20 protein-coding genes and 1 tRNA gene are annotated in these 24692 nt (G+C 62.6%); 9 read left to right on the top strand and 12 right to left on the bottom strand.

All coding sequences use genetic code 11. The features are described 5' to 3' along the window. Positions 1-34: 34 nt before the first annotated feature. Entirely contained in the window at positions 35-1558 is a 1524-nt protein-coding gene (locus HU739_RS16580; RefSeq protein WP_186548651.1) for an apoptosis inducing factor family protein, read from the bottom strand. Between the two features lie 142 nt (positions 1559-1700). Between HU739_RS16580 and HU739_RS16575 the strand changes: the two genes are divergently transcribed. Next, positions 1701-2261: a YbhB/YbcL family Raf kinase inhibitor-like protein gene (locus HU739_RS16575; RefSeq protein ID WP_186548649.1), complete on the top strand. Its 561-nt coding sequence runs from the start codon at positions 1701-1703 to the stop codon at positions 2259-2261. Positions 2262-2702: 441 nt separating this feature from the next. Further along, a complete protein-coding gene (locus HU739_RS16570; protein ID WP_186548647.1) occupies positions 2703-4124 on the top strand; it encodes an aminotransferase-like domain-containing protein in 1422 nt (473 codons plus the stop codon). Here the strand turns inward: HU739_RS16570 and panB are convergent. From panB to HU739_RS16525, 9 genes are all read right to left on the bottom strand, one after another. Further along, positions 4109-4927: a 3-methyl-2-oxobutanoate hydroxymethyltransferase gene (gene panB / locus HU739_RS16565; protein ID WP_186548645.1), complete on the bottom strand. Its 819-nt coding sequence runs from the start codon at positions 4925-4927 to the stop codon at positions 4109-4111. The two genes, HU739_RS16570 and panB, sit on opposite strands and share 16 nt — an antisense overlap. Positions 4928-4970: 43 nt before the next feature. Beyond that, on the bottom strand, positions 4971-6224 hold the full coding sequence (locus HU739_RS16560; protein WP_186548642.1) for an ATP-grasp domain-containing protein: 1254 nt from the start codon (positions 6222-6224) through the stop codon (positions 4971-4973). Next, on the bottom strand, positions 6205-7464 hold the full coding sequence (locus HU739_RS16555; protein WP_186548640.1) for a methylaspartate mutase: 1260 nt from the start codon (positions 7462-7464) through the stop codon (positions 6205-6207). Before HU739_RS16555 ends, HU739_RS16560 begins: the two co-directional genes overlap by 20 nt. 2 nt (positions 7465-7466) lie before the next feature. Continuing rightward, positions 7467-8963, bottom strand: coding sequence for a hypothetical protein (locus tag HU739_RS16550; RefSeq protein WP_186548638.1), 1497 nt, complete (start codon positions 8961-8963; stop codon positions 7467-7469). Then, positions 8960-10198 (bottom strand): ATP-grasp domain-containing protein, encoded by a 1239-nt coding sequence (locus HU739_RS16545; protein WP_186548636.1) that lies wholly within the window; start codon positions 10196-10198, stop codon positions 8960-8962. Before HU739_RS16545 ends, HU739_RS16550 begins: the two co-directional genes overlap by 4 nt. Before the next feature lie 42 nt (positions 10199-10240). Next, positions 10241-10696 (bottom strand): cobalamin B12-binding domain-containing protein, encoded by a 456-nt coding sequence (locus tag HU739_RS16540; RefSeq protein ID WP_186548633.1) that lies wholly within the window; start codon positions 10694-10696, stop codon positions 10241-10243. After that, on the bottom strand, positions 10693-11937 hold the full coding sequence (locus HU739_RS16535; protein ID WP_186548631.1) for an MFS transporter: 1245 nt from the start codon (positions 11935-11937) through the stop codon (positions 10693-10695). Before HU739_RS16535 ends, HU739_RS16540 begins: the two co-directional genes overlap by 4 nt. After that, complete coding sequence (locus tag HU739_RS16530) at positions 11930-13000, bottom strand: LLM class flavin-dependent oxidoreductase (RefSeq protein WP_186548629.1); 1071 nt, start codon at positions 12998-13000, stop codon at positions 11930-11932. Before HU739_RS16530 ends, HU739_RS16535 begins: the two co-directional genes overlap by 8 nt. A gap of 65 nt (positions 13001-13065) precedes the next feature. Next, entirely contained in the window at positions 13066-13995 is a 930-nt protein-coding gene (locus HU739_RS16525) for an asparagine synthetase A (RefSeq protein ID WP_186548626.1), read from the bottom strand. A gap of 238 nt (positions 13996-14233) precedes the next feature. Here HU739_RS16525 and HU739_RS16520 point away from each other — a divergent pair, with 238 nt between their 5' ends. From HU739_RS16520 to HU739_RS16505, 4 genes are all read left to right on the top strand, one after another. Beyond that, positions 14234-15547: an MFS transporter gene (locus tag HU739_RS16520; protein WP_186548624.1), complete on the top strand. Its 1314-nt coding sequence runs from the start codon at positions 14234-14236 to the stop codon at positions 15545-15547. Positions 15548-15595: 48 nt separating this feature from the next. Further along, entirely contained in the window at positions 15596-16990 is a 1395-nt protein-coding gene (locus tag HU739_RS16515) for an amidase (RefSeq protein WP_186548622.1), read from the top strand. A 75-nt stretch (positions 16991-17065) separates the two neighbouring features. Continuing rightward, entirely contained in the window at positions 17066-18424 is a 1359-nt protein-coding gene (locus HU739_RS16510; protein WP_186548620.1) for an OprD family outer membrane porin, read from the top strand. Between the two features lie 28 nt (positions 18425-18452). Then, positions 18453-18719 carry a hypothetical protein gene (locus tag HU739_RS16505; protein WP_186548618.1) on the top strand — a complete coding sequence of 89 codons (267 nt, stop codon included), beginning with the start codon at positions 18453-18455 and terminating at the stop codon, positions 18717-18719. Positions 18720-18790: 71 nt separating this feature from the next. On the opposite strand, the gene HU739_RS16500 is transcribed toward HU739_RS16505, so the two are convergent. Continuing rightward, positions 18791-18867: transfer RNA gene (locus HU739_RS16500), tRNA-Arg, on the bottom strand. 430 nt (positions 18868-19297) lie between these two features. On the opposite strand from HU739_RS16500, the gene gabD reads away from it, so the two are divergent. The 3 genes from gabD (at position 19298) to HU739_RS16485 (ending at position 23549) form a co-directional block, all read left to right on the top strand. Continuing rightward, positions 19298-20740: an NADP-dependent succinate-semialdehyde dehydrogenase gene (gabD, locus tag HU739_RS16495; protein ID WP_186548616.1), complete on the top strand. Its 1443-nt coding sequence runs from the start codon at positions 19298-19300 to the stop codon at positions 20738-20740. Between the two features lie 184 nt (positions 20741-20924). After that, positions 20925-22202: a 4-aminobutyrate--2-oxoglutarate transaminase gene (gene gabT, locus HU739_RS16490; RefSeq protein WP_186548613.1), complete on the top strand. Its 1278-nt coding sequence runs from the start codon at positions 20925-20927 to the stop codon at positions 22200-22202. Between the two features lie 135 nt (positions 22203-22337). Continuing rightward, a complete protein-coding gene (locus HU739_RS16485; RefSeq protein ID WP_186548611.1) occupies positions 22338-23549 on the top strand; it encodes a response regulator in 1212 nt (403 codons plus the stop codon). A 123-nt stretch (positions 23550-23672) separates the two neighbouring features. Here HU739_RS16485 and HU739_RS16480 read toward each other — a convergent pair whose 3' ends face one another. Then, the gene (locus HU739_RS16480) at positions 23673-24662 is read right to left on the bottom strand and encodes a GGDEF domain-containing protein (RefSeq protein WP_186548609.1); all 990 of its coding nucleotides are present in this window, start codon (positions 24660-24662) and stop codon (positions 23673-23675) included. Positions 24663-24692: the final 30 nt, after the last annotated feature.

Raw genomic sequence — 24692 nt, 5'->3', positions numbered from 1 at the left:
CGACAGCGGCGCCGGCGCCCTGTAGGAATCAATGTCAGGCCTGAATCAGCGTCCAGGCCTCTTTCATCCGCAAAGGTTGCTTCATCCGCTCGGCCAGCAGTGCCATCGCGCGTTGCTTGTCACATGCCACCGCCGCGACGACGAGGCCGTTGTTCACGAACAGGCCAATGAACGGCGGTTTCTGCGGCTCGCCGCTGAACTCGACTTCGTTCCATTCTTCGGCATGTCCGAGATAGTCGTAGTTCTTGCCGAAGTGGTTCGTCCAGAAAAACGGCACATCCAGATAATGTTCCTCGCCGCCGAGCATGTTGGCGGCGGCGATGCGCGCGTGTTGCTGGGCCAGGCGCCAGTGCTCGATGCGTGTTGGCTGACCGCTCAACGGGAACGTGGCGATATCGCCGATGGCCCACAGCCCTTCGCACACGCGCATGCCATCGTCGACGCGCAACGACTGGTCGTCTTCTTTGGGCAACGACGCGAATGCCTCGGTGGCCGGATGAACGCCGATACCGGCCAGCACCAGATCCGCGGCAAGCCGCAGCCCGTTGTCCAGCAACACCGCCTCGACCTTGTCTTCGCCGAGGATTTGCGTGGTTTCATGGCCGATGATGAACTTCACGCCGTGCTCTTCGTGCAATGCGCGAATCGCTTGACCCACCGCTTCGCCAAATTGCGCGGCGAAAGGCGTTGCATGCCGCGCCAGCACCGTGACGTCGAGGCCGTGCTGGCGCAGGGCCGAAGCACATTCGAGGGCGATGAAACTGTCGCCGATGATCACTGCACGTTGGCCAGGCGTGGCGGCATTCATGAGCTGTTCGGCGTGGGCCTTGGAGCGCAGAACGAAGACGTTGGCCAGCCCGGCGCCGGGCAGTTGCAGCGCATTGGGCACGCCGCCGGTGGCGAGCACGGCGGCGTCGTAACGCAGGGTGCCGCCGTTGTTCAGCTTAAGGACTTTGTCTTGCGCGTCGAGTGCGCTGACTTCGCCTTGCACCCGTTCGATGCGCTGCGCTTGATAGAACGCCTCTTCGCGCAGGTGCGGGACTTCTTTCGGCGACATCTGCCCGGCGAGAACGAATTTGCTCAGTGCCGTGCGGTCGTAGCCGGGATCCGCTTCGCCGTCGATCAACACGATGCGCCCGCCAAAACCTTTCTCCCGCAGGGCCGCGGCGCAAGCGGTGCCTGCCGCTCCCGCGCCGACCACCACGAAGGTGCGCGGATCGTCAGCCGGCGGGGTGTGTGGATCGGGCAGGGACTGGTCATCGACCCAGACGTCATCGCCGCGCAACTCCAAAGGATAACGCTTGAGGCTGTCGAGCGACGGCGGCTCGCACAGGCCGCCGTCCTCGGCGCGGAATGCGGCTTTGTGCCAAGGGCAGATCAGCCTTCCATGACACAGCGCGCCTTCCGCCAGCGGCGCCCCTGCATGGGGACAGAGGCCCTGAAACGCACGCAACTGGCCGTTGGCACGCAACAGAACGATCTTGCAGTCGCCGATTTCGACTTGCAGGCCACGGTCTTGCGGGACATCGGTGAAACGGGCGACACGGTGCAGGGACATCGTTGGCTTCCTCGCGGGCAATTTCTCTTGTGAGTTTGCGTGGCTGCGCGAGGTTCAGCCATTTGCCACTGCCACGGCACGAACGGTACCGCTATAGTTTGCAGGCCGACGACGGCCCCACTGCACAAAGGTGCTCCCGGAAATGACCCGATTGACCTCTCTCAACCCTTGGCTGGCGGCCGTTGCCGTCGCCCTTTGCGTGCAGTTCCCGGCGCAGGCCCAGGAGCGTTTCACCCTCAGCATCCCGGGCGTGTCCGATAACCGCCTGTTCACCTCGGCGGCGGCCAGCGATGCGCCCGGTTGCGGCGGCAAGAACCAGTCGCCGGCGCTGAGTTGGAACGCAGGCCCTGCCGGCACCCAGAGCTACGCGATCGTCATGCACGACCCGGACGGCCAGAAAGGCCTGGGCGTCGATCACTGGATTCACTACGGCATCAAAGCCGGCACGCGCCAGATTGCGGCCGGTGTCGGTGCAAAATCGAGCCTCGAAGGTGTCGGCGGCACCAACAGCAAGGGCAACACCCATTACATGGGACCGTGCCCGCCGGTGGGCGACAGCGCGCACCATTACATCATTCAGATCTACGCGCTGGATCTGGCCCCCGACGCCTTGCCGGCCGGGTTGACCCGCGCCGAGCTGATGGAAAAAATCAAAGGCCATGTGCTGCGCAACAGCAGCGCGGTGCGGCGTTATCACCGCTGATCGGCTGACCACACCGCGTGCGGCCTGTGGCCCACGCGGTGAGATTGCATTGCTCGATGACCGCGAGCACTCGCCAGCTGCGTCGACACGCGCCTGGCGCCTTCCCGGGTGCGGCCACGGTCGCCATCGCATCGCGCCGATGGCGATGTGCGCTACCCTTTGCAACGGTTCAACCCTGAACGCTGGAATTTGTCACCCGGACTGCTGAAGATATCGGGTGCCAGGCTAGCGACGCATGTTCATGGAGAACGCCGTGCCGATCACTCCCGGCACGTGGCGTGACGACTGAAAACGCCCATTGCTGATGACGCTTTTGCCCGACGGTATCGGTACGATGCCCGAGCGTTGGCATGGATGGCCGAGTGCAAGCGCTGGCCTCGAGGTTTTGACCTCGACGGGCGAGCGCAGTACCTAACGCACCAGGATTTGAAGCGATTGAGCATGAACCCAAGTAAAGATTCGACATTCGCCTACCAGGCTGTTTATCGCTATCTCGTCGAACTGATCGAAGCCGCCCATCCCGAAGGCGAGCAGAAACTGCCGTCGCTGCGGCAATTGGCGCAGCGTTTGAACGTGTCAGTCTCCACGACCAAATATGCCTACTCCCTGCTCGAGGATCAGGGGCGGATCTATGCGCGCCCCAAGCTCGGTTACTACACCCGGGCCATGCCTTCGGCGCTGGTCAGCGAGGGCTCGCCGAACCTGCTCGACAGCGTTTTCGCCAGTGCCCGGCAGCCCGGCATGCTGGCGCTGAGCAGCGATGCACCGGCGATGCTGCTGTCGTTGGAAAACCCGCTGCTGATGACCGAGCGCGAATTGACGCGCCAGTACCCGCGTTCCCACGCGCCGCTGTATCAGCCCTTTGGCGAGACCGAGTTGCGCAGCGTTCTGGCGGATCGCTACACCCGCTCGACGCGCTGCTACTGGCGCGCCGAGCACGTGTACATCGGCTCGGACCTGCGCAGCGTGCTGGAGTTATCCCTCGAAGCGCTGCAACTGACCGGCACCGTGGCGCTGGTGGAGTCGCCGTGTTCCTGGGCGATTCTGCGCCAGTTGCAGGCCGCGCGGATTCGCGTCATTGAACTGCCGTTGGGCGATGATGGGCGCTTTGACTTGCCGCAACTGCAGCTGTTGTTGCAGCGCGAGCCGATCAGCGTGGCGGTGCTGTCGTCGACGGTGAATATTCCCCATGGCAGCCTGATGCCGGGCGAGGACAAGAAACTGATCTGCCGCTGGCTGGCGGAACGGCGCATCTGGCTGTTTGAAAACGACAGCTACGGCGAGTTCTGTTTCGCGCCAGGCGCGACGCGCTACCGTGATTTTGCCGACCCCGAGCGTCTGGTGGTGTTTTCCACCTTCGACAAGATCATCGGTTCGGAAGCCCCCTACGGCTATGTGCTGAGCCGGTTTCAGGGCCCCGAACTGCATCGGCTGTTTCTTGAGCGGGCGTTTCGCTTGTCGCCGATCCGGCAAAAGGCGATCGCGCGCTTGTACACCACGCGCCGGATCGATCAGCACACACAAATGTTGCGCAGTCTGTTGGTCGGTCGCATGCAGCGCATGCAGGAAATGCTGCACGAACACACCGACGGTCAGTTGCGCATCGTCGCCCCGCTGGGCGGCGCCGCATTCTGGGTCGAAGCGACGCGGCCAGTGAACATGCGCCGGGTGTTCGAGCGTCTGCTGGCCAAACGCATCGTGATTGCGCCCGGCGAGATATTCAGTCAGCAGGGCGCATGGCAGCATCACCTGCGCTTGAGCTACACCCTCGACTGGAGCAAGGACATTGCCCACGCATTGAAGATGCTGACTCAGGCGATTCACGATGAGAGCGCCGTGTCCGCCGCTCAGTCGACGCCATAGCAGTGCCGGGCCTCGGGGAACGTGCCCTCGCGCACTTGCGTGGCAAAGGCGTCGCAGGCCTGAGTGATCAGCGCGCCGACATCGGCGTACTGTTTGACGAAACGTGGCACGTGGTCCCCGCCCAGGCCCAGCATGTCCTCGGTCACCAGCACCTGGCCGTCGCATGACGGCGAGGCGCCAATGCCAATGGTCGGCATTGGCGACAGCTCGGTCACCCGCCGCGCGACACCTTCGGCAACGCCTTCGAGCAGCAGGCTGAAAGCGCCGGCGGCAAGGTGCGCGCGCGCATCGGCTTCAATCGCCTGCGCCGCCGTTTCGTTCATGCCCTGTGCCTTGAAACCGCCCATGGTGTGAACGTATTGCGGCATCAGGCCGATATGCGCCATCACCGGGATGCCGCGCTTGACCAGAAACTCCACGGTTTCGGCCAGCACGGCGCCGCCTTCAAGCTTGATCGCGTCGCAGCCGGTCCGTGCCAGCACCTGCGCACAGTTACGGTAGGCCTGTTGCGGCGACTCCTGATAACTGCCGAAGGGCATGTCGGCAATCACACACGCCAGGCGCGTACTGCTGACCACCGCGCGGGTGTGCGCAATGATTTCATCCAGGCTCAGGTCCAGGGTCGACGTGCGGCCGTAACCGACCATGGCGGTGGAATCGCCGACCAGGATGAAATCGACGATCGGGTCCATCAACTTCGCTATATGGCTGGTGTAGGCGGTCAGGGAGACGATTTTCTGTTGTCCCTTCATGGCGACCAATTGCGGCACGCTCAGTCGTTTGGTTCGGGTATGCAGGCTCATGCTCTCTTTCCTTTTCAAGCCCCGTTGGCGGGGTTGTCTGTGGTTACAACCAGTCGCGTTCCCAGCCTCGCCACGCGGCGTGATCGGCCTCGATACGCGCGGACAGCGGGTGCAACAGAAACACCGCACCGGGCGAACTGTTCAGGTCAATGGTGGGCGTGATCGCTGCCCCCTCGGCGCGGCGGAATCTGACGTTATGAAAACTCGCCAGGGTTTCCAGGCGCTGGCGTGCCTGTTCCTGCGCAAACAGACCGGGGCGATGGGCGATCAGGTTCAGGCACCTGGCGTGTTGCAGCAGCTGATAGCGCTTGGGCCATTGGCCCAGACGCGCAGGCGCCAGATAGCTCAGACAGGTCAGCGCGACCTGATCGTTACCGGTCGCCGCTTGCAGGGCAGGCGGGCAGGCCAGCCCGGAAAGCCGCGCGCCGGTTTCCAGCAGACGCGGGCCTTCGGCGGTCAGAATCAACTCGGTGTGCGCCGGGCCATGGACGATGCCCAGTGCGTCGAGTACGCCCTGCACGTATTCGATCAGCTGTGGCAATTGCGAGGCGTCGGCTGGCAGCAGGTCCTCGCAGTCATAGATCTTGCGACCATCAGCAGCGAAGGTTTTCGAGCTTTTCCATACGTCCGTAATCCAGTGCTCGCCCTCATGACTGACGCTGTTGATCACGTACTCATCGCCGCTCAGGTATTCCTGTAACAGCAGCGCCTGGTTGTCGAGCATCATCAGGTTGGTCGCCCCGAGAATCGTTTCGACCGCGGCCTGCAGCTCCAGCGCGTCGTGGCAGATGAACACGTTGTCGGAGCCAGCACTGTCCAGCGGCTTGGCGACGACGCTGGCGCCGCCACGCGCCTTGAACCAGGCGAGCGCCTCGGCCATCGAGCGGGTGCGCAACTGCGCCGCCACCGGCAGTCCGGCCTGAGCGACCTGCTCGGCCATCAGCGATTTGTCACGGCGGGCCGCCGATGTTGCCGGGTCATTGCCGGGCAGGCCGAGGCGGGCGGCGAGCAAATCGGCCAGCTCGACGCCAAATTCACTGCCAGTCAACACTGCCGCCGGCTGGTGCGCGGCGAGCCTGGCAATCAACGCTTCCAGGCCTTCGTCGGCGACGCTGTAATCGGCGACGAACAGCTCCGTCGGGCAACTTGCGGCAAACGCCGCCGGCATCTGCGCGCGGGAGCGTACATGCAGCAAGCGCCGCTCGCCGGCCAGTGCACGGGCCAACAGGGCGCCCGTGGAATATGCGTCGACCAGAATGAACGGCGCGAGGCTGGAATCAATGCAAGGGTTGGTCATAACGATTTACCGTGTAATGCAACATCTGAAACAGTTCGCTGGAACTGACGCCGGGGCCGTTCAGCGACCCGCCGCTGCCACGCGGCAACGGCAGGCCGCCGGTATTGCCCCAGCGCAGCGCGCCGCGGTCGTCGATGCGGGTGGTGGCGCGTCCGGGGTTGTCCGGATGCAGGCAATAAGGGATGTCGAGCAAGCCGCGAGCGAATGCCTGGATCAGCGCCAGACCAATGTCGGCGTGCAGGTCCAGCACGGTTTCCACCAGTCGTCGCGCTTCGAAGAGGGTTTGCTCGTAGTAGCCAGCGCCGCCCGCGTCCATCGTTGGCAGCTCCCCGGCCGCCGCTTCGGCCGCCATGCGCAAGGCATCGAGGTTGTCGTCGACACTGGGGATCTGCCGCGATTCGGCGACGGTCTTGACGATCAGCCGTTCGCAACCGGCGGCCTGAGTCAGGCGCGCGCTGTCGCCAATCAAACGGCGGGCGCCGTGCTGTGTGGTCGGAAAGACGCCCATGTAGGAATACACCACGACATGCCAGTGGGCACCGTCCAGATAGTCGGCGGCCAATTCGCGTAATGCCTGCAACGCGCCGAAGTCCTGCTCCAGCGAAGTGCCCTGGGCGTAGCTGAGCGAAACACTGCGAATCCCGTGCTGGCGGAAGAACAGCGCTTCGAGCAAGGTCATGGCGACCAGCAGCGACGGCGGGCACAGCTGCCCGAGCAGGCAGCCACCGAAACTCTCGATGTGCGCATGCTCGGTCGCGTCGGCCAGTAACCGGCAGCTGTCGGCCCAGGCGCTGACCGCCTCGGCCAGCGGCAAGCGGCTGTAAGGCATGCAATACGACACCGGGCCGCCTTCCGTGGCGTCCAGCCCCAGGGCTGCGAGGCGCTGGAATACGTTTTGCGGTTTGGCCGTGCCGTGGCGGATCTGGATCGGAAACTGCGTACCGTACAGCCCGGAGAGCATGCTGCGCACCGCTTCGATAGGGTGGCTGATGATCGGAAAACCGTTCATCGGCGCAGCACTGTTGAGACACTGCAAGGCGCTCTGGTAATCGCCGACGCGGGTGTAGCTGTCCAGGGTGATGGTGCCGATGGCCGCGCAGGGCAGGTCGGCGACACTGGCCAGCCCGGCGCGCATCTGCTGAAGGGTGCCAAAGCCCATGCGCGGTTGCACCACCAGTTCGCCGCGGGCACGGGCACGCTCGATGAACTGCTCAAAATAGCCGCCGCAAGACGTGGTCATGCCTAGCGCCCCGAGACCAGTTCGACCACGGTTTCACCGGTGGCCGGGTCGTAGCGACTGACGCGGCCCTTATGCGGATCGCCGGCACGGACCCGGGCGATCAGCGTGGCATCGCTGTCGAAGTCGATCCGTTGGTGCGCATACAAGCTGCGCAACGCCGGTAACGGCAGACCGCTGACCTGGCTCAGCCACTGGCTGAGGCCCGGTTCGTTGTGTTCGCCGGCGAGGATCTGGTGCAGCAGGTCGATGTTGCCCAACTGCTGCGGGTGGCAAAGTCCTAGAAAGCTCGACAGCTCGCGGCCGCGGTCGACGAACGGGGCAAACTGCATGCAGACCAGTTGCGCCTCATCCAGTCCGAAGGCCTGCTCGGCAAAGCGCGCGGCAAGTGTGCGACGGGCTTGCATGCCCTGTTCGTCGGCATAGGCGGCCATGGCCAGATCGATCAGGCGCTGGGGCATTTCTTTTTTGCGCATCAGCGCCTGCGCCAGTTCGAGATATTCGGCAATCCCCTGGTTGTAGCGGCGGCCTTGGACGTACTCGGCTTTAAGCCCGCGAAAGTGCGCCATCAGCATTGGGTTGGCGCAGTCCGATTCGGTGAAACTGAACGCCAGCTCTTCGAAGCGGAAATCGAGAAACTCGGTGATCAGTTCCCAGTGATCCTCGACTTTGTAGCTGACCAGATCGTAAATACTGACGAACGCCGGGTCGGCATGCTCATCGCCGCAGGCGACGCGACGCTCCTCGCGCTGCTGGTCGAAGCCTTCGCCGAACAGCTCGATGAAATAGCTCTGGGCCACGCCATCGAGCGCTTGCAGCAGTCCGCGAAAACCCTGGCGGCGACACTCGTCGACGTTCAGGCCCAGGCGCTGCGCCAGACGCATGATCCAGGTGAAGTAGTGTTTCTGTTCCTTGCGCGAGTCGCCGGTGACGACCGCGTCGACCCCGCCCTGCCACCACGCTGCGCGTCCATAAAAATCGGCCACGGCCAGGTTGCAGCTGTTGCAGAAGGTCGGTCGGCCGTCGCCAGCGGTACGGTGGCCGTTCATCAACACGTCAAAACGGTTCATCGCCTGCACATTGTCAGGGAACGGCAGATGGCGTTCGAATGGGCGGATTTGCTGATGATCGACCACTAGCATTTCCACTCGCGAATCGTCGAACAGGTGCAAGGCGCGGTAGACCCGATCAATGTTGGCCATCACCGCATCCGGTACGCCGGCGTGGCGCATGTTGGCGATGCGCAGCTGAAAGGTGCGACCGTGCAACACCGACAGATGCAACTGCGTGGCGCGCAGCATGGCCACGGTGTAGGAGCTGTCCTTGCCACCGCCGTAGGCGACCATCAGTTTGTAGTCGGTCAGTCGGTCGAGGCCACCCGCCGCGGCGATCAGGCGCTCGCCGATCGTGGCGACGGCGCGACGTTCGTCGGCCTTCAGATAACGATTGAGTTCGCCCAGCAACGGTTCGTCGTGACTGGCTTGCAATTGAATGGCGTTCATAGCGCTTCAGCCTGGAATTGGTACGTCTGGGTGGTGTGGCGGATATCGTGCTCAGTCGCGACTTCGCTGCCGCCGACAAAAATGAAGCGGCCACTGTGCAGGGCGTCGTAACTGCCGCCGGCCTCGAGGATTTCTCCCGGTTGGGGCAACAGCTCGCGCCACAGGTTGGGCAATGCTTCGCGCAGTGATTGCGCCTTCACCACGCGGCAAGGCAGCTGTGCGGGTTTGGGAATGACCAGCCAGCCGCCACTCGGATCGTCGTCGATGACGGGCACGGGCACCTGATCGCCTGCGAGGCGGCGCAGCCAGTGTTCGTAAAGATTGACCCCGAATACCTTGTTGATCAGGTGCGGCACTTCACTGCCGCCAACCCGCGCGCCGATTTCGAGGAACACCAGCGACTCGTCCGGCTCGACGAAAATCTCAAGGTGAAACGCGGTACAGCGCAGGTTCAAGGCGCGCAGGATCTGTTGGCTGAACGCTTCGATGCGTTTGCGCAGGGGCGATGCCTGAACGATGACCGAGCCCAAAGGCTGGGCCTTGGCGAAATCCAGACAACTGTTGATGTAGCGCGATACCACTTGAAACGGCACGCTGCCGTCGACATCGGCAAAGCCGTCGATGTGGTAGGTCTGGCCGTGCATGAAGGCTTCGATCTCATAACGGCTGAGGTCGAGGGTGGCGAGCAGGCGGCGCAGGTCAGCTTCGTTCTCGACTTTCTCCACGCCCATGCTCGCGGCACCGTCGACCGGTTTGACGATCAGCGGAAACCCGATCTCGCTGGCAAAGTGCAGGGCCTGCTCGACCGATTGGCAGCGGGCAAACGCCGGCACCGGCAAACCCTGAGCCTGGAGGATTTCCTTCATGCGCGCCTTGTCGCGGTACACCGCCACTTCATCCGGCCCGTCTCCCGGGATATTCAGGGCCTGGCGTACCCGCGCGGCAATTTCCAGGGTGAACTCGGACAGCGCGATTAACTGGTCGACCGGCCCGACACGCGCGATGACCTCTTGGACCGCTCCCAGCAATTGCTCGTATTGATTGACGTCCTCGACCTGCACCTGATGGGCAATCTGCTGCGCCGGGGTGAGCACGCCCTGGGCGCCGGGCGCATCGACCACGTAACTGATGCGGTGCTGTTGATGATCGAAGAACGCCTCGTAGCGAGTCAGTTCATTGTCCCAGCGGCGCTCATCATGAAAACGCGGCCAGCGGTTGACGATAACGATGTGCATCGTAGTGATCCTTGAATGGGCGAAGTCGGCGGCGGTCGGGGATCAGCCCCAGGACGGCGCACAGAGGGCAAGTGCAGGTTCGGCGTCGGGTTGCGTGGGCAGGGTGCTCAGGTACGCGCTGAATTGCTCGATCGCATCGGCGCCGACGAACACCTGGTTGTAGCCGGCGTCGATCAACGCCCGGCGCACCGCCAGGGTTTGCGCCTCGGAGGTGGTCAGTTTGCCGCCGATCACACAGCGCAGATGGGGATACCGCTGGCGCACCTGACGAATCAGTTCCAGGCCTTGCGAATACCCATGGCCATTGACGCTGCTGATCACCAGCAGGTCGCTGCGACGCTGTTCAAGCGCGCCGAGTACGGCGTCGATCGGCGTGCAACTGCCCAGGTTTTTCACCTGCAAGCCGTGTTCGCCGAGCCACAATTGCAAGTACACCAGGTTCCACATGTGCGAGTCGGACTCGACGGTAGCGAGCAGGCAGTGCGGCAGGACTTTCATTGGGACGCCTCCATGGCGAGCGACGGAGCACCCAGAGCCAACTGGAAGCGCCGGGTGGTCAGGATGAACAGCAGAGTGCCGGGCACGGTCAGCACCAGCGCCAACACCAGAATCAGCACCTGCGGGCCGTAGACGTGGCCGACGCTGGCGGTGAGCAGACCGCCCAGCGGATAGGACAGCAGATTGACCAGGTAAAACGGCCCCATGACTTTGCCCAGATGGGCTTTGTCGATGGCTTTGATCCGCTGCGTGCGATTGAACACGTTGAACCACGCACACCCGGCCATCGCCAGCAGAAAGCTCAGGGCATACAGCACCACGCCGCTGGCCACGCCCATGCAGATCAGGCCCAGGCACAACAAGGCGAAGCCCAGCGCGCCCAGCCGATAGATCGACAGCCGGGCTAGCAGGCGCGGCACCAGAATGAAATTCAGCAGGCCGAGGGCGCCGGCCCCGGCGTTCATCAGACCGAACACGCCGTCGGCAGCGCTGAAGACCCCGCTGATGACAAACGCGTTGGCGCTCAGTACCGCGGCAAACGCCAGGTTGATGGTGAAGTTCAGGCCGGCCAGCGTCAGCACCGGCCGGTTGCCGAGCAACAGTCGCCAGCCCAGAGCCAGATCCTTGAGCACGCTGCCCGGACCGCTGGCAGGGGTTCGCGCCGTCGGCAGGTTTCTCCAGCACAACGCGGCGGCGAACAGCGCCAGCGCGGCGAGGCCCAACAACCAGCGCTTGTCGGTGTACATCGCCAAGCCGGCCGCGAGTGCCGGGCCGAGCGCCATCGCCAGCAGCTCCATGTTCTGCACCAGCGACTGACAATGGGCGAGGCGCTCGGGGCCAGCGATCAGCGGTACGCTTTTCTCCACCGCCATGCGCACCGGAGCCATCAGCACCGACAGCACGATGCCGTTACCGATCAGGGCCCAGATCGTCCATTGCGGCGCAAACCAGCAAATCCACAAGGTGACGCCCAGGCTCAGTCCGCGGGCCGTGTTGGCTGCGCGGAACAACAAGCGGCCGCCAAAGCGGTCGGCGAGTAACCCGGCAAACGGGTAGGCAATCAGCGCGGGCAGCCATTCAAGCGCGAAGGCGATGCCGGAATAGCGCACGTTGCCGGTCAGTTGAAAAATCATCAACGGAACGGCAAACAGCACGGTCTGTTCTGCGAGCAAGGCGCATAACAGTCCGGCACCGAACAGGCGAATCGCCCTGCGCCGGGCATCGGCGCTGACCTCAGGCATGATCGCGATCCCACACCGTTTCCAGCTCGCGCAGGTAAGGCAGCACGTACTTGCAGAACCGGCGCATTTCGTCGCGGGTCGGCCAGCCGGAGAAAATGAACTCGCTGACGCCAACCTTTTTGTACTCGAACAGGTACTCGGCGACTTCCTGATAACTGCCGACCACGCACAGTGCCGGGCCGCCGCGATAAGCTACCGCGCCCGACCAGAGCATCGGCGACAGCCAGTCGTGCTGAGCTTTTTCCGCCAGTTGGAACGAGGTCTTCACCGCTTGGGAATCGCAGCGCCCGACAAATTCGCGGACCCATTCGCGGTGCTGCTCGTCGGGGTTTTCCATCATGCTTTCGACGGCGGCCAGCGCTTCTTCACGAGTTTCGCGGGCCAGTACGTGCATGCGGATGCCCACCGAGCAACCGGCCTGCAACACGGTGCGGCTGGCCTCGGCAATCCCCTCGGGAGTATCGCCGTAACGCAGCCAGCAATCGCTGTGCGCGATGGCGATCTGCTGGGCAATGTCCGAGGCGCCGCTGAGGTAAATGCGCGGCCGCTCGGCATCTTTGAAGGGCAGGCCCAACTGGGCTTTTTCGATGCGGTAGTGGGCGCCGTGGTAGGTCAACGGGGATTCGCCTTTCCAGAACCGATGCAGGACGTCGAGGAATTCGCCGGTACGTTCATAGCGACCGTCGTGGGCAACGAAGTCGCCGTAATAAGCTTGTTCATCCGGCGAGATACCGGCCACCAGGTTCAGCGCAATGCGCTTGTCGGACATCCAGGAAACGGTGTTGACGATCTGGGTGAACAGCGTCGGCGGCAGCAGGCCGGGACGGTAGGCAAGGATGAATTTGACCCGCTCGGTTTCACGCACCAGCGCGCCGATCATCGGCAGCGGATCGGGCATGTGGTAGCTGATTCCCATCAGCAGCGAGTCGATGCCCAACTCATCGGCTTCCTGGGCAAAGTCGACGATGCCGGCGAAATCGAGGGCACCGGTGTTGTATTTTTCCGAAGCCTTTTGCTGACCGCTATCGAGCGGTGAGCACCAGTGAATGCGCAGTGCAGGCATAGTGTTTCTCCATGGCGCAGCCGGCCACCGCCGAAGCGGGGCAGGCGTTGCGATTCAGATGCGGATCAGAACAGGAAGCGGGTACCGACGGTGCGGTCGAACAGCGCGACGTCGCGGATGCGCCGCTTGCCGCAAATGAACTTGAGCAGGCGCTCGATGCCCAGACCGCCGCCGGCGCTCGGGTGCAGCAAGCCACGGCGAGCCACTTCCAGGTAATTGGCAAACGGCTGCAAGTCCATCGACAGCTCGTTCATGCGGTAGACGATCTGCTCGTATTCGAACTCGCGCTCGGCACCCGACAAGGCTTCGCCATAGCCATCGGGATAGATCAGGTCATAGTTGTTGTACGTACCGCGCTTGCCCGGGGTTTCGCGGTCGTAGAACTCGCGGCGGTAGTTGGTGACGAAGAACGGCGTGTGCGCTTGCGCCGACATGATTTTTTCGAAGTCGTCGCCATGCTCGGCGCGCAGTTCGTCGGAACTGTAGATCGGGAAAGCCGTGGCAAAGTGCGGCAGTTGCCGACCCAGTTGCTTCAGCTCGCCAGCGCAATGCTGGTTGACCTCGCTGAAGACATGCTTGATCAGGCCTTCGATCAGCGCCATGACCTGGTGCATGTCGCCATCGCGGATCTCGAAATCGAACTGGGAAAATTCCAGCAAGTGGTTTTCCGAGTCCTTGATTTCGGCCTTCTCCAGGCGAATGTTCGGCGCGACGATGAAGATCTTGTCGTGGCCCTTGGCAGTCAGTGCCAACTGCTTGTGAAAGATCATGCTCGCCGTCAGTTTCAGGCGCCGTTGTTCGTACTGGATCTCTGCCGGATACACCGCATGGTTCAACGGATCGGTGATCGGCGACATCAGGATCGGCATCAGCTGTTTGAAGTCGCGTTCCAGCAGATAGTGTTGCAAGGCTTGTAGGACGCGGCCTCGGATGATGGCAATGGACTCTGTGTCTGGATGCGCAAAATCGGCGAAGTTACTGGTGATTTCTTCCATGATTGGCCAAATATCCGGGGATTAGGGAGGGCCTGATTATTGTTTAAACAAGCGAAAACTCAATGTACAGATTTCCTCTAAAAAGCAGCACAGAGCTTGGGTTTTGTTGTCCGGCGTTGCGTTTGCATAGACGATACCGCGCTGTTGAAACTGATCAGGTGGCGCAGGAGCAAGCCGATTCGCAAGGGCGCTTCGTGCGCCGGTGTCGCTCCTTTACTGGCCTATTCAGAGCTCATCCATGACTGCTCTTTATGTCTCGCCCCCTCACCGATTTTCCCGGTCCGACTACAAGACCCTGGGCCTTGCCGCCCTTGGCGGTGCCCTGGAAATCTATGACTTCATCATCTTTGTGTTTTTTGCCCTGACCCTCAGCCAACTGTTCTTTCCGCCAGACATGCCGGAATGGCTGCGCTTGCTGCAAAGCTTCGGCATTTTTGTCACCGGCTACCTGGCGCGCCCGCTGGGCGGAATCCTGATGGCGCATTTTGCCGACCAGTCGGGCCGCAAACGCGTGTTCAGCCTGAGCATCCTGATGATGGCGGTGCCTTGCCTGGTGATCGGAATCATGCCGACCTACGCCCAGATCGGCTATTTCGCACCGCTGTTGCTGCTGCTGTTGCGGGTCCTGCAAGGCGCCGCCGTGGGCGGCGAAGTACCCAGCGCCTGGGTGTTCGTGGCCGAGCATGCCCCAGCCGGGCATCGTGGTTATGCGCTGGGGTTCCTTCAGGCCGGATTGACCTTCGGTTATCTGCTCGGCGCGCTGACGGCGACCCTGCTGGCGCAAGTGTTTACCCCGGCGGAGATTCTCGATTACGCCTGGCGCCTGCCGTTTTTACTGGGCGGGGTGTTCGGCGTTATCGGCGTCTGGCTGCGCCGCTGGTTGAACGAGACACCGGTTTTCGTGGCATTGCAGGCACGCCGTGCGGCGGATGCCGAACTGCCGTTGCGTACCGTGCTGCGCGAACATCGCAAGACTTTGCTGCCAGCGTTCATCCTGACCTGCGTGCTGACATCGGCCGTGGTGGTACTGGTGGTGATCACGCCAACCGTCATGCAGAAAAGTTTCGGCATGACGCCCGGCCACACCTTTGCCCTGAGCAGTCTGGGCATCGTTTTTCTCAACATCGGCTGCGTGATCGCCGGGCTGATCGTCGATCGCATCGGCGCCTGGCGCACGGTCAAGCTATACAGCGTATTGCTGCCGGTCGGCATCGCACTGCTTTATGGCTGCCTGATCAGTGGCGGCGCCTGGCTCGGGCTGGCTTACGCGCTGGCCGGGTTGAGCTGCGGCGTGGTCGGCGCGGTTCCGTCGGTGATGGTCAGCCTGTTTCCCGCGCACATCCGCGTCTCGGGCATTTCGTTTACCTACAACATCGCCTACGCACTGTGGGCGAGCACCACGCCGCTGCTGCTCATCGCCCTGATGCCGTGGAGCCCGTGGGTGTGCGTGGCTTATGCGGCGGTGATGGGCGCTGTGGGGGTTGGCTGCGCCCTGTTTTTCGGTCGGCACGAGCCGGCCTGGACGCGGCCGGCGCTGGTCCCGGAACGTTAAGGCAAGCGAAGCAGTTACGCACCACGGCTCTGGCACGGATGGCTATAGATGATGGCATTACACGATTTATCGGCGACGCAATTGCTCGACCTGTACGCCCGCCGCCAGTTGTCGCCGCTGGAGTATTTCGATCACCTGCTGGCCCACATCGAACGCTGGGAGCCGAGCATCGCAGCGCTGTGTGCGTTCGATCCGCAGCGCATACGCGAGCAGGCGCGAGCATCGAGCGAACGCTGGAGCCGGGGCGCGCCGCGCGGCGGCCTCGACGGCGTACCGGTGACTCTCAAGGAGCTGATTGCCACTCAGGGCGACTGCGTTACCCAAGGAACCGCTGCCATATCTGCGGTGCCGGCGAGCGAAGACGCGCCGCCGGCTGCGCGTCTGCGTGAGAGCGGGGCGATCATTCTGGGCAAAACCACAGTGCCGGACTTCGGCATGCTGTCCTCGGGCTTGTCGAGTCTGCATGGCATCACGCGCAATCCCTGGAACCCTGCCTGTAACCCCGGAGGTTCGAGTGCCGGTGCAGCCGCAGCGGCGGCCGCCGGTTACGGGCCGCTGCATGTCGGAACCGACATCGGCGGTTCGGTGCGGCTGCCGGCGGGCTGGTGTGGCCTGGTCGGTTTCAAGCCAACCCTGGGCCGGATTCCGATTGATCCGTATTACACCGGTCGCTGCGCCGGGCCGATGACCCGCACCGTCGATGACTGCGCGTTGATGATGGGCTACCTGACGCGCCCGGACCGCCGCGACGCAACCAGCCTCGCCGCGCAAACGCTGGACTGGCAGTTACAAGTGCCGGCGCTGCTGGGCGTGAAAGTCGGCTTGATGCTGGACCCTGGTTGCGGTTTTCAGCCCGACAGCGAAGTGTGCGACGCGGTGCGTCAGGCGGCGCGGCTGTTCGAGGCACACGGTGCGCAAGTGGTGCTGATCGGGCCGGTGATGGATCGCCGTTTGCTGGATGGCCTCGATGATTTCTGGCGCGCCCGACAGTTGGCGCAATTGCAGGCCCTGAGCCCGGAGCAGCGCAGCAAGGTCTTGCCGTACATCGAGGCGTGGGCGGCCCCCGCCGCAACGATGAGTGCGGTGCAGGCGGTCGACGGCTTCAACCAGACTTTCGAAATGCGGCGCCGCTGTGCAAGGGTCTTTGACGATCTCGACCTGGTCTTGTCTCCGACCAATCAGGTCAGCAGTTTTCCTGCCGAGTGGCCCTCGCCGGGCAACGATCCGCGCCAACCGTTCGAACACATCGTGTTCACCGTGCCGTGGAACATGGGCGAGCAACCGGCGCTGTCGATCAACTGCGGCTTCACCACCCAAGGCATGCCGATCGGTTTGCAGATGATTGCTCCGCGCTTCGCCGATCAGTGGCTGTTGCGCTGCGCCAAGGCATACGAGAGCTGGCGCGGACCGATCGAGCGCTGGCCGTCCGTACCGTTGCGCTGATGCCCTGCGCTTGTGTGTATCGCCCAAGCGCACCGCGTCGCAGCGGTGCGTCTTTTCTTTTGCAGGCACGTTTTGATGAAAGCACATGTATTTCGCGCGGTGGTTGCAACCCTGGCCGTCGTGCCATCCGGCTGGGCCGCCGAAGCGGTATCGCCGCAGGATCGGGCCACAGGTTTGCTCGAAGGTAGCCAGCTGAACCTGAACCTGCGCCACTATTATTCCAATCAGCACACCCAGCGCAGCACGCACCTGGTGATCAAGAAATACGGCGTGGCACAGCCAACCCGCGAGCGCATCACCTGGGTGCAGACCGGCATGCTCAATTACAGCTCCGGCTACACCCAGGGTGATTTGGGATTGGGTGTGGATGCCTCATTGTTCAGCGCGGTCACCCTCGAACGCGGCCACGGCGCGGTTGCCAATGGCGGCGACCGCTTACTGGTCGACAGCGCGGGCGACGCCGTGCCGACCTGGAGCCGGCTGGGGGTAGGGGCGATGAAGCTGCGGATGTCGAGCACCGAGCTCAAGGCCGGGCGCATGCTCACGGAAAATCCGATCCTGCGCTACAAAGACAACCGCGCCCTGCCTTCCACCTTCCAGGGCGTTGCCCTCAATAGCAATGAACGCGACTGGCTGGCGCTGCAAGCAGGAAGTTTCGAACGCGCCATTCCGCGCACCGGCAGCGGTAGCGAACGCTTGACCACCACCTTCGGCAATCGCGCCTACAGCGGCTCGCGCATCAGCTACGCCGGCGGCACTGCCAAGAGTCCGGGCGGCCTGACCTTCAGCGCCTACGGCTCGCGCTTCGAAGACATGTGGCAGCAGTATTATCTGGGCGTGATTCATCAGGCCGGCAGCCGCGCGGATCTGGCTGTGAAAACCAGTTTCAACTATTACCGCACCCGCGATCAGGGCGAGCAGCATCTGGGCTTTATCGATAACGACGCCTATAGCCTGGCGGTGACCGCCGCCCACGGTGCCCATGCGCTGACCGCCGCCTGGCAGCAGGTGTCCGGCGACGAATACTTCGACTACGTATGGGAATCGACCGGCAACTACATGGCCAACTCGCTGTACTCGGACTACAACGGTCCCAACGAAAAATCCTGGCAGGTGCGCTATGACCTTGATCTGGCCAGCTACGGCATTGCGGGCCTGACCGCCAGCCTCTGGCATGCCAAGGGCTGGAATATCGACGGCACACACTACGACGGCGATCGCGCAGGTCGTAACACGGGCTACAACGTGCGCGGCCTCGACGGTGCCAAACACAACGAGAATGGTCTGATGGTCGCTTATGTCGTGCAGTCCGGGACTTTGAAAAACACCGTGCTGCGCAGCATCGTCTACAACCACCGGGCCAGTGGCGGGCAGATTGACGGCAGCTACGACGAGTTTCGGCTGGTGGCAAACGTACCGTTCAAGCTGTTCTGAGCATTTGTCGGTTTTCGCACCCAGCCATTTGGCATTGCCTCGCAAAAACGCGCACTATCGGCCTATTGCCGATGCGCTGGAGGACACCGTGGCACCGAAAATCGACCGCATCGCCCAGTTACTCAACTGCCCGCAAAAGGGCGAGGACATGCGGCGAGCGATTACCGAGACGCGTAAGGAATTTCTGCTGAATCAGCCGCAAGAGGATGTGCTTGAAGAAGAGGACATCTTTGAAGAAGAGGTTGAGGAGGAAGACGATGATGATTACGACGAGTTTGACTGGACGACGGAGTGAAGCTGACGTGTTTGCATCAGCTACAAAAAAGCCCCGGACCATCACAGTCCGGGGCTTTCTCGTTTGATTCGTGGTGCACCAGGCGGGATTCGAACCCACGACCCCTGCCTTCGGAGGGCAGTACTCTATCCAGCTGAGCTACTGGTGCAGCGGGCGACATCATACCTAGGTCGGCTCGGGGCGTCCATGCCGGGTTTGGCGGGTTTTGTCAGTGCGCGTGTCGGCGCAAGTCGTGGCATTCCATAAAGCGGTAACGTTCTGCAAAACCCTCGCTTGGCCCTTTGCCGGGACTGTTCTATGGTTTTTCCTGCAGCAAGGGCGTTGGGTGCGTTGATCTGAAAAACGGCAATTTGTTCTTTTTTTCGAACGACCTATTGTCCTTTACCCCCTTTGAACCTACGATCCGTTTGAGATTTCAAACGCTCTCTGGTCGGGTGTTGCAGCGCCGGTGTCACCCATCGTGCACGGTTGAGGCGCCACACCCGGTCGCTGATTTCCCTGACGGCAGCCTTGCGAGGCGCCTTTCTACAATCATAATTTGCTCCGCGCCGGTCGCGGTGCTGTTAAGGAAAGCCGACATGCAGCTTAAAGACACCCTGTTGTTCCGCCAGCAAGCCTTCATCGATGGCGCTTGGGTCGATGCGGACAACGGTCAGACGATCAAGGTCAACAACCCGGCCACTGGCGAAATCCTCGGCACCGTGCCGAAGATGGGCGCGGCTGAAACCCGCCGTGCCATTGAAGCCGCCGACAAGGCGCTGCCGGCCTGGCGTGCACTGACCGCCAAGGAGCGTGCTGGCAAGCTGCGTCGCTGGTTCGAACTGATGATCGAAAACCAGGACGACCTCGCGCGCCTGATGACCCTCGAGCAGGGCAAGCCGCTGGCCGAGGCCAAGGGTGAAATCGTTTACGCCGCGTCGTTCATCGAGTGGTTCGCCGAAGAAGCCAAGCGCATCTACGGTGACGTGATCCCGGGCCATCAGCCGGACAAACGCCTGATCGTGATCAAGCAACCGATCGGCGTGACCGCCGCCATTACCCCGTGGAACTTCCCGGCGGCGATGATCACCCGTAAAGCCGGCCCGGCGCTGGCCGCCGGTTGCACCATGGTGCTCAAGCCGGCTTCGCAAACCCCTTTCTCAGCTTTCGCCCTGGCCGAACTGGCGCAGCGTGCCGGCATCCCGGCAGGCGTGTTCAGCGTGGTCTCCGGCAGCGCCGGCGACATCGGCAGCGAGCTGACCAGCAACCCGATCGTGCGCAAACTGTCCTTCACCGGCTCGACCGAAATCGGTCGCCAGTTGATGGCCGAGTGCGCCAAAGACATCAAGAAAGTCTCGCTGGAGCTGGGCGGCAACGCGCCGTTCATCGTGTTTGACGATGCCGATCTGGATAAGGCCGTCGAAGGCGCGATCATTTCCAAATACCGCAACAACGGCCAGACCTGCGTCTGCGCCAACCGTCTGTACATTCAGGATTCGGTCTACGACGCGTTCGCCGAGAAGCTGAAAGTGGCGGTGGCCAAGCTGAAGATCGGCAACGGTCTGGAAGACGGCACCACCACCGGCCCGCTGATCGATGAAAAAGCCGTGGCCAAGGTTCAGGAACACATCGCCGACGCAGTGAGCAAAGGCGCGACCGTGCTGGCTGGCGGCAAGCCGATGGAAGGCAACTTCTTCGAGCCGACCATCCTGACCAACGTGCCGAAAAACGCAGCCGTGGCCAAGGAAGAAACCTTTGGTCCGCTGGCGCCGCTGTTCCGTTTCAAAGACGAAGCCGAAGTGATCGCGATGTCCAACGACACCGAATTCGGTCTGGCATCGTACTTCTATGCGCGTGACCTGGGCCGCGTGTTCCGTGTTGCCGAAGCGTTGGAATACGGCATGGTCGGCGTCAATACCGGGCTGATCTCCAACGAAGTCGCGCCGTTCGGCGGCATCAAGGCCTCGGGCCTGGGCCGCGAGGGCTCCAAATACGGCATCGAAGATTATCTGGAAATCAAATACCTCTGCCTGGGCATCTAAGCCCTGCAAGAGATCGCTGTAAACGCAAAGGGCACGAGAGCGCTGTCCCTTTGCGTCGTTTCAAACCGAAATTTCTCTGCGGCCGGGAACGCCGTGGCAGTCGATCATCGCATGCTGCCACCGCCGATTCCTCCCGCTTCATCCTTGAACCACGCCGCCCGATGAGCGGCGAATGAGGACTGTAATGAGCAAGACTAACGCTGAACTGATGGCCCGTCGCACCGCAGCTGTTCCACGTGGTGTCGGCCAGATTCACCCGATCTTCGCCGAATCGGCAAAGAACGCCACCGTGACCGACGTTGAAGGTCGTGAGTTCATCGACTTCGCCGGCGGCATCGCCGTACTGAACACCGGCCACGTACACCCGAAAATTATCGCCGCCGTGACCGAACAGCTGAACAAGCTGACCCACACCTGCTTCCAGGTACTGGCCTACGAGCCGTACGTGGAGCTGTGCGAAAAAATCAACGCCAAGGTGCCAGGTGATTTCGCCAAGAAAACCCTGCTGGTGACCACTGGTTCCGAAGCCGTGGAAAACGCCGTGAAGATCGCTCGCGCCGCCACTGGCCGTGCCGGCGTGATCGCCTTCACCGGCGCCTACCACGGCCGCACCATGATGACCCTGGGCCTGACCGGTAAAGTCGTGCCGTACTCGGCCGGCATGGGCCTGATGCCCGGCGGCATCTTCCGCGCGCTGTACCCGAACGAGTTGCACGGCGTGAGCATCGATGATTCGATCGCTTCCATCGAGCGCATCTTCAAGAACGACGCCGAGCCGAAAGACATCGCCGCGATCATCATCGAGCCGGTGCAGGGCGAAGGTGGTTTCTACGTCGCGCCGAAAGAGTTCATGAAGCGTCTGCGCGCGCTGTGCGACCAGCATGGCATCCTGCTGATCGCTGACGAAGTGCAGACCGGCGCTGGCCGTACCGGCACGTTCTTCGCCATGGAACAGATGGGCGTTGCCGCTGACCTGACCACCTTCGCCAAATCCATCGCAGGCGGCTTCCCGCTGGCCGGTGTTTGCGGCAAGGCCGAGTACATGGACGCCATTGCCCCGGGCGGTCTGGGCGGCACCTACGCCGGTAGCCCGATCGCTTGCGCGGCTGCGCTGGCGGTCATGGAAGTGTTCGAAGAAGAACAACTGCTGGACCGCTGCAAGGCTGTCGGCGAGCGTCTGGTCACCGGCCTGAAGGCGATCCAGGCCAAGTACCCGGTGATCGGTGAAGTGCGTGCGCTGGGCGCGATGATCGCGGTCGAGCTGTTCGAAAACGGCGACAGCCACAAGCCGAACGCGGCGGCCGTTGCGTCGGTCGTGGCCAAGGCGCGCGACAAGGGTCTGATCCTGCTGTCGTGCGGCACTTACGGCAACGTGCTGCGCGTACTCGTACCGCTGACCTCGCCGGACGAGCAACTGGACAAAGGCCTGGCGATCATCGAAGAGTGCTTCGCTGAACTCTGATCCGATGGTGTGACCTGCTCTACAAAAACCCGCTTCGGCGGGTTTTTTTACGCCCCTTGAAACGCATCGGACGCGTTTGCGCTGTATCGAATGGCCAGCATTGGCTAAGGTTCAGGCATTGCAAGGAGAGCGCGCATGAATGCCGTTGATTTACCCGCCGCACCCAGGGTGCTGATTGCCGAGGCGGACCCGTGGTCTCGCGACCTGCTCAAGCAGGTGCTGCTGAACGTGCGTTGCGACGCCCGCCTGGATCTGTGCGCCGACGGCCAGCAAGCCATGTCGTTGCTCAGTGAGGTGCCGTATGACTTGGCTATCGTCGACTGGGAGCTGCCCGGTGTCGATGGTCTGAACGTGTTGCGCAGCGTGCGCCAGCGCAAGCGCAATCCGCCGCTGCCGTTCATCCTGATGAGCAGCCGCAACGACAGCGCCAGTGTTCGCGAAGCCATCCCGCTGGCGCCGACGGCGTACCTGACCAAACCGCTGAACATGGAAGGCCTGACCGAGCGCTTGCAGGGTTTGTTGCTCAATGCCGGCGAAGCCGTGGTATGCGAAGTGCCGGTCCTGGCGCCGGGTATGACTCTGGCGGTGTTTCTTGAACGGCGTCGCGAGCAGGCGGATGGCGCGCCGCTGATGACCGACGTGCAGGTGGCGGTCAAGCGCAGCCTCAATCCCGAGGGGCTGGATCTGAAGCTGCTGGAGCAAGAAGTCCGTACCGATCCGCAGATTACCGCCGTGTTGATCGCGGCCGCCAACAGTGCAGCACAGCACCATGGCGCGCCGGTGCAGACACTGGCTCAAGCCCTGCATCGACTCGGCACCGGCCAGAGCATGAATCTGATCCTGGGGTTGGCGCTCAAGCGCAGTGCCCGCCTCAGCGATCCGTGTCTGGCCGATTACGCCGAGCGTTACTGGGGCCTGTCGCTGCACACCGCAGAATACGCACGCACCCTGGCGCGCTTGCTCGATCTGGATCAGGAGCGCTGTTATTGCGCCGGGATGCTGCATCGGCTCGGCGATCTGGCGTTGCTGCGTTGTTTGCAGGAGTGGCAGCAGGCGGGCGGTGCGCTTGATGATCAGGAAGAGGTCGGCGAGGCACTGGCGCAGTTCGGTGCGGCGTATGGATCGGCGCTGCGGACACGCTGGCGCCTGCCACTGGAACTACGTGAGTTGATTGCCTCGGTTTATGCGCTGGGCGGCGGGGTTTACTCCCGCGAGGCGCTGGTGATGAACATGGCCGCGCAGATGGCGCGGCTGACTGAACATGAAGGTGTCGAAGAACTGGCGAAGAGCCGCACTGCGCGGTTGCTGAAGATCGGGTTGCCGGAATTGATACGGATGCGCAAGTAACCGGTCTACACAACCCCCCTGTAGGAGTGAGCCTGCTCGCGAAGCGGAGTGTCAGACGAAACTTTAATAACTGACACTCCGCTATCGCGAGCAGGCTCACTCCTACACGGGATGTGTTGAATTTCAGGCAGAGACAATCCGGTTCTTGCCCAGGCGCTTGGCTTCGTACATCGCCGCGTCCGCCCGGGCGAACAGGCTGTCGAGGCTTGCGTCGGCCTCGGTGAGGCTGGTCAGACCCTGGCTGACCGTGATGCCATACGTCTGTCCTTCATGGCTGAAGCGCAAACGCTGGATTTCCTGTTGCAAGCGTTCGGCCACCTGAACCGCCATGTCTGGCGCGCAGCCGGGAAATACCGCGGCAAATTCTTCGCCGCCAATGCGCCCGAACAGATCGCCGCGCCGCAAGGACCCGCGCCCGCAATCGGCGATCCGTTGCAGCACATGGTCGCCCTCCGGGTGTCCGTAGCTGTCGTTGATCACTTTGAAATCGTCGATGTCCAGCAGCAGGAATGCCAGCGGGGTGCCCTGCAGGCGGGCCTGTTCGAACTCGCGGTGGGCACATTCGAAGAAGTGGCGGCGGTTGCTGCTTTGCGTGAGCACGTCGGTTGTCGCCAGACGTTGCAGCTCGGTCTCCATGTGCTTTTTGTCGGTGATGTCTTCGGCGATGCCGACGATGATCACCGGTTGCCCCAGCTCGTCCTGACGGTTGATGAAGCATTTGTCGCTGAGCCAACGCACCTGACCATCGGCCGCGATGATGCGGTACTCGCGATCTTCCACCGCCCCTTTGTGCAGGACTTCGGCGAGGCTCTGTTCGGCATATTCCAGGTCATCGGGATAAATGCTGTCACGCCACTGGTTGTAATCAGCCAGCAGCAGTGCGGCGGAACGGCCGAAGACCCGTTCGTAGGCGGGGCTGACGTAGAGCACTTGCCGGGTTTCCCAATTGAAGGCCCATAACACGGCGTTGACGCTGACCAGCAGCGAACTGATCAGTTGTTCGCGTTCGCTCAGTCGGGCGACTTCGCCCTGGGCGTGCATGAGCGCCACAAGGGTTTGCGCGGCTTCGGGCCACTGCGCAAGGGGGGTGTCTTTCTGGTTATTGTTGACCATCGGCACAGATCTCAAAGGGCGTGCCGCAAT

This window comes from Pseudomonas hamedanensis, assembly GCF_014268595.2.
Taxonomy (GTDB): domain Bacteria; phylum Pseudomonadota; class Gammaproteobacteria; order Pseudomonadales; family Pseudomonadaceae; genus Aquipseudomonas; species Aquipseudomonas hamedanensis.
This window is presented reverse-complemented; position numbering and strand designations above follow the sequence as displayed.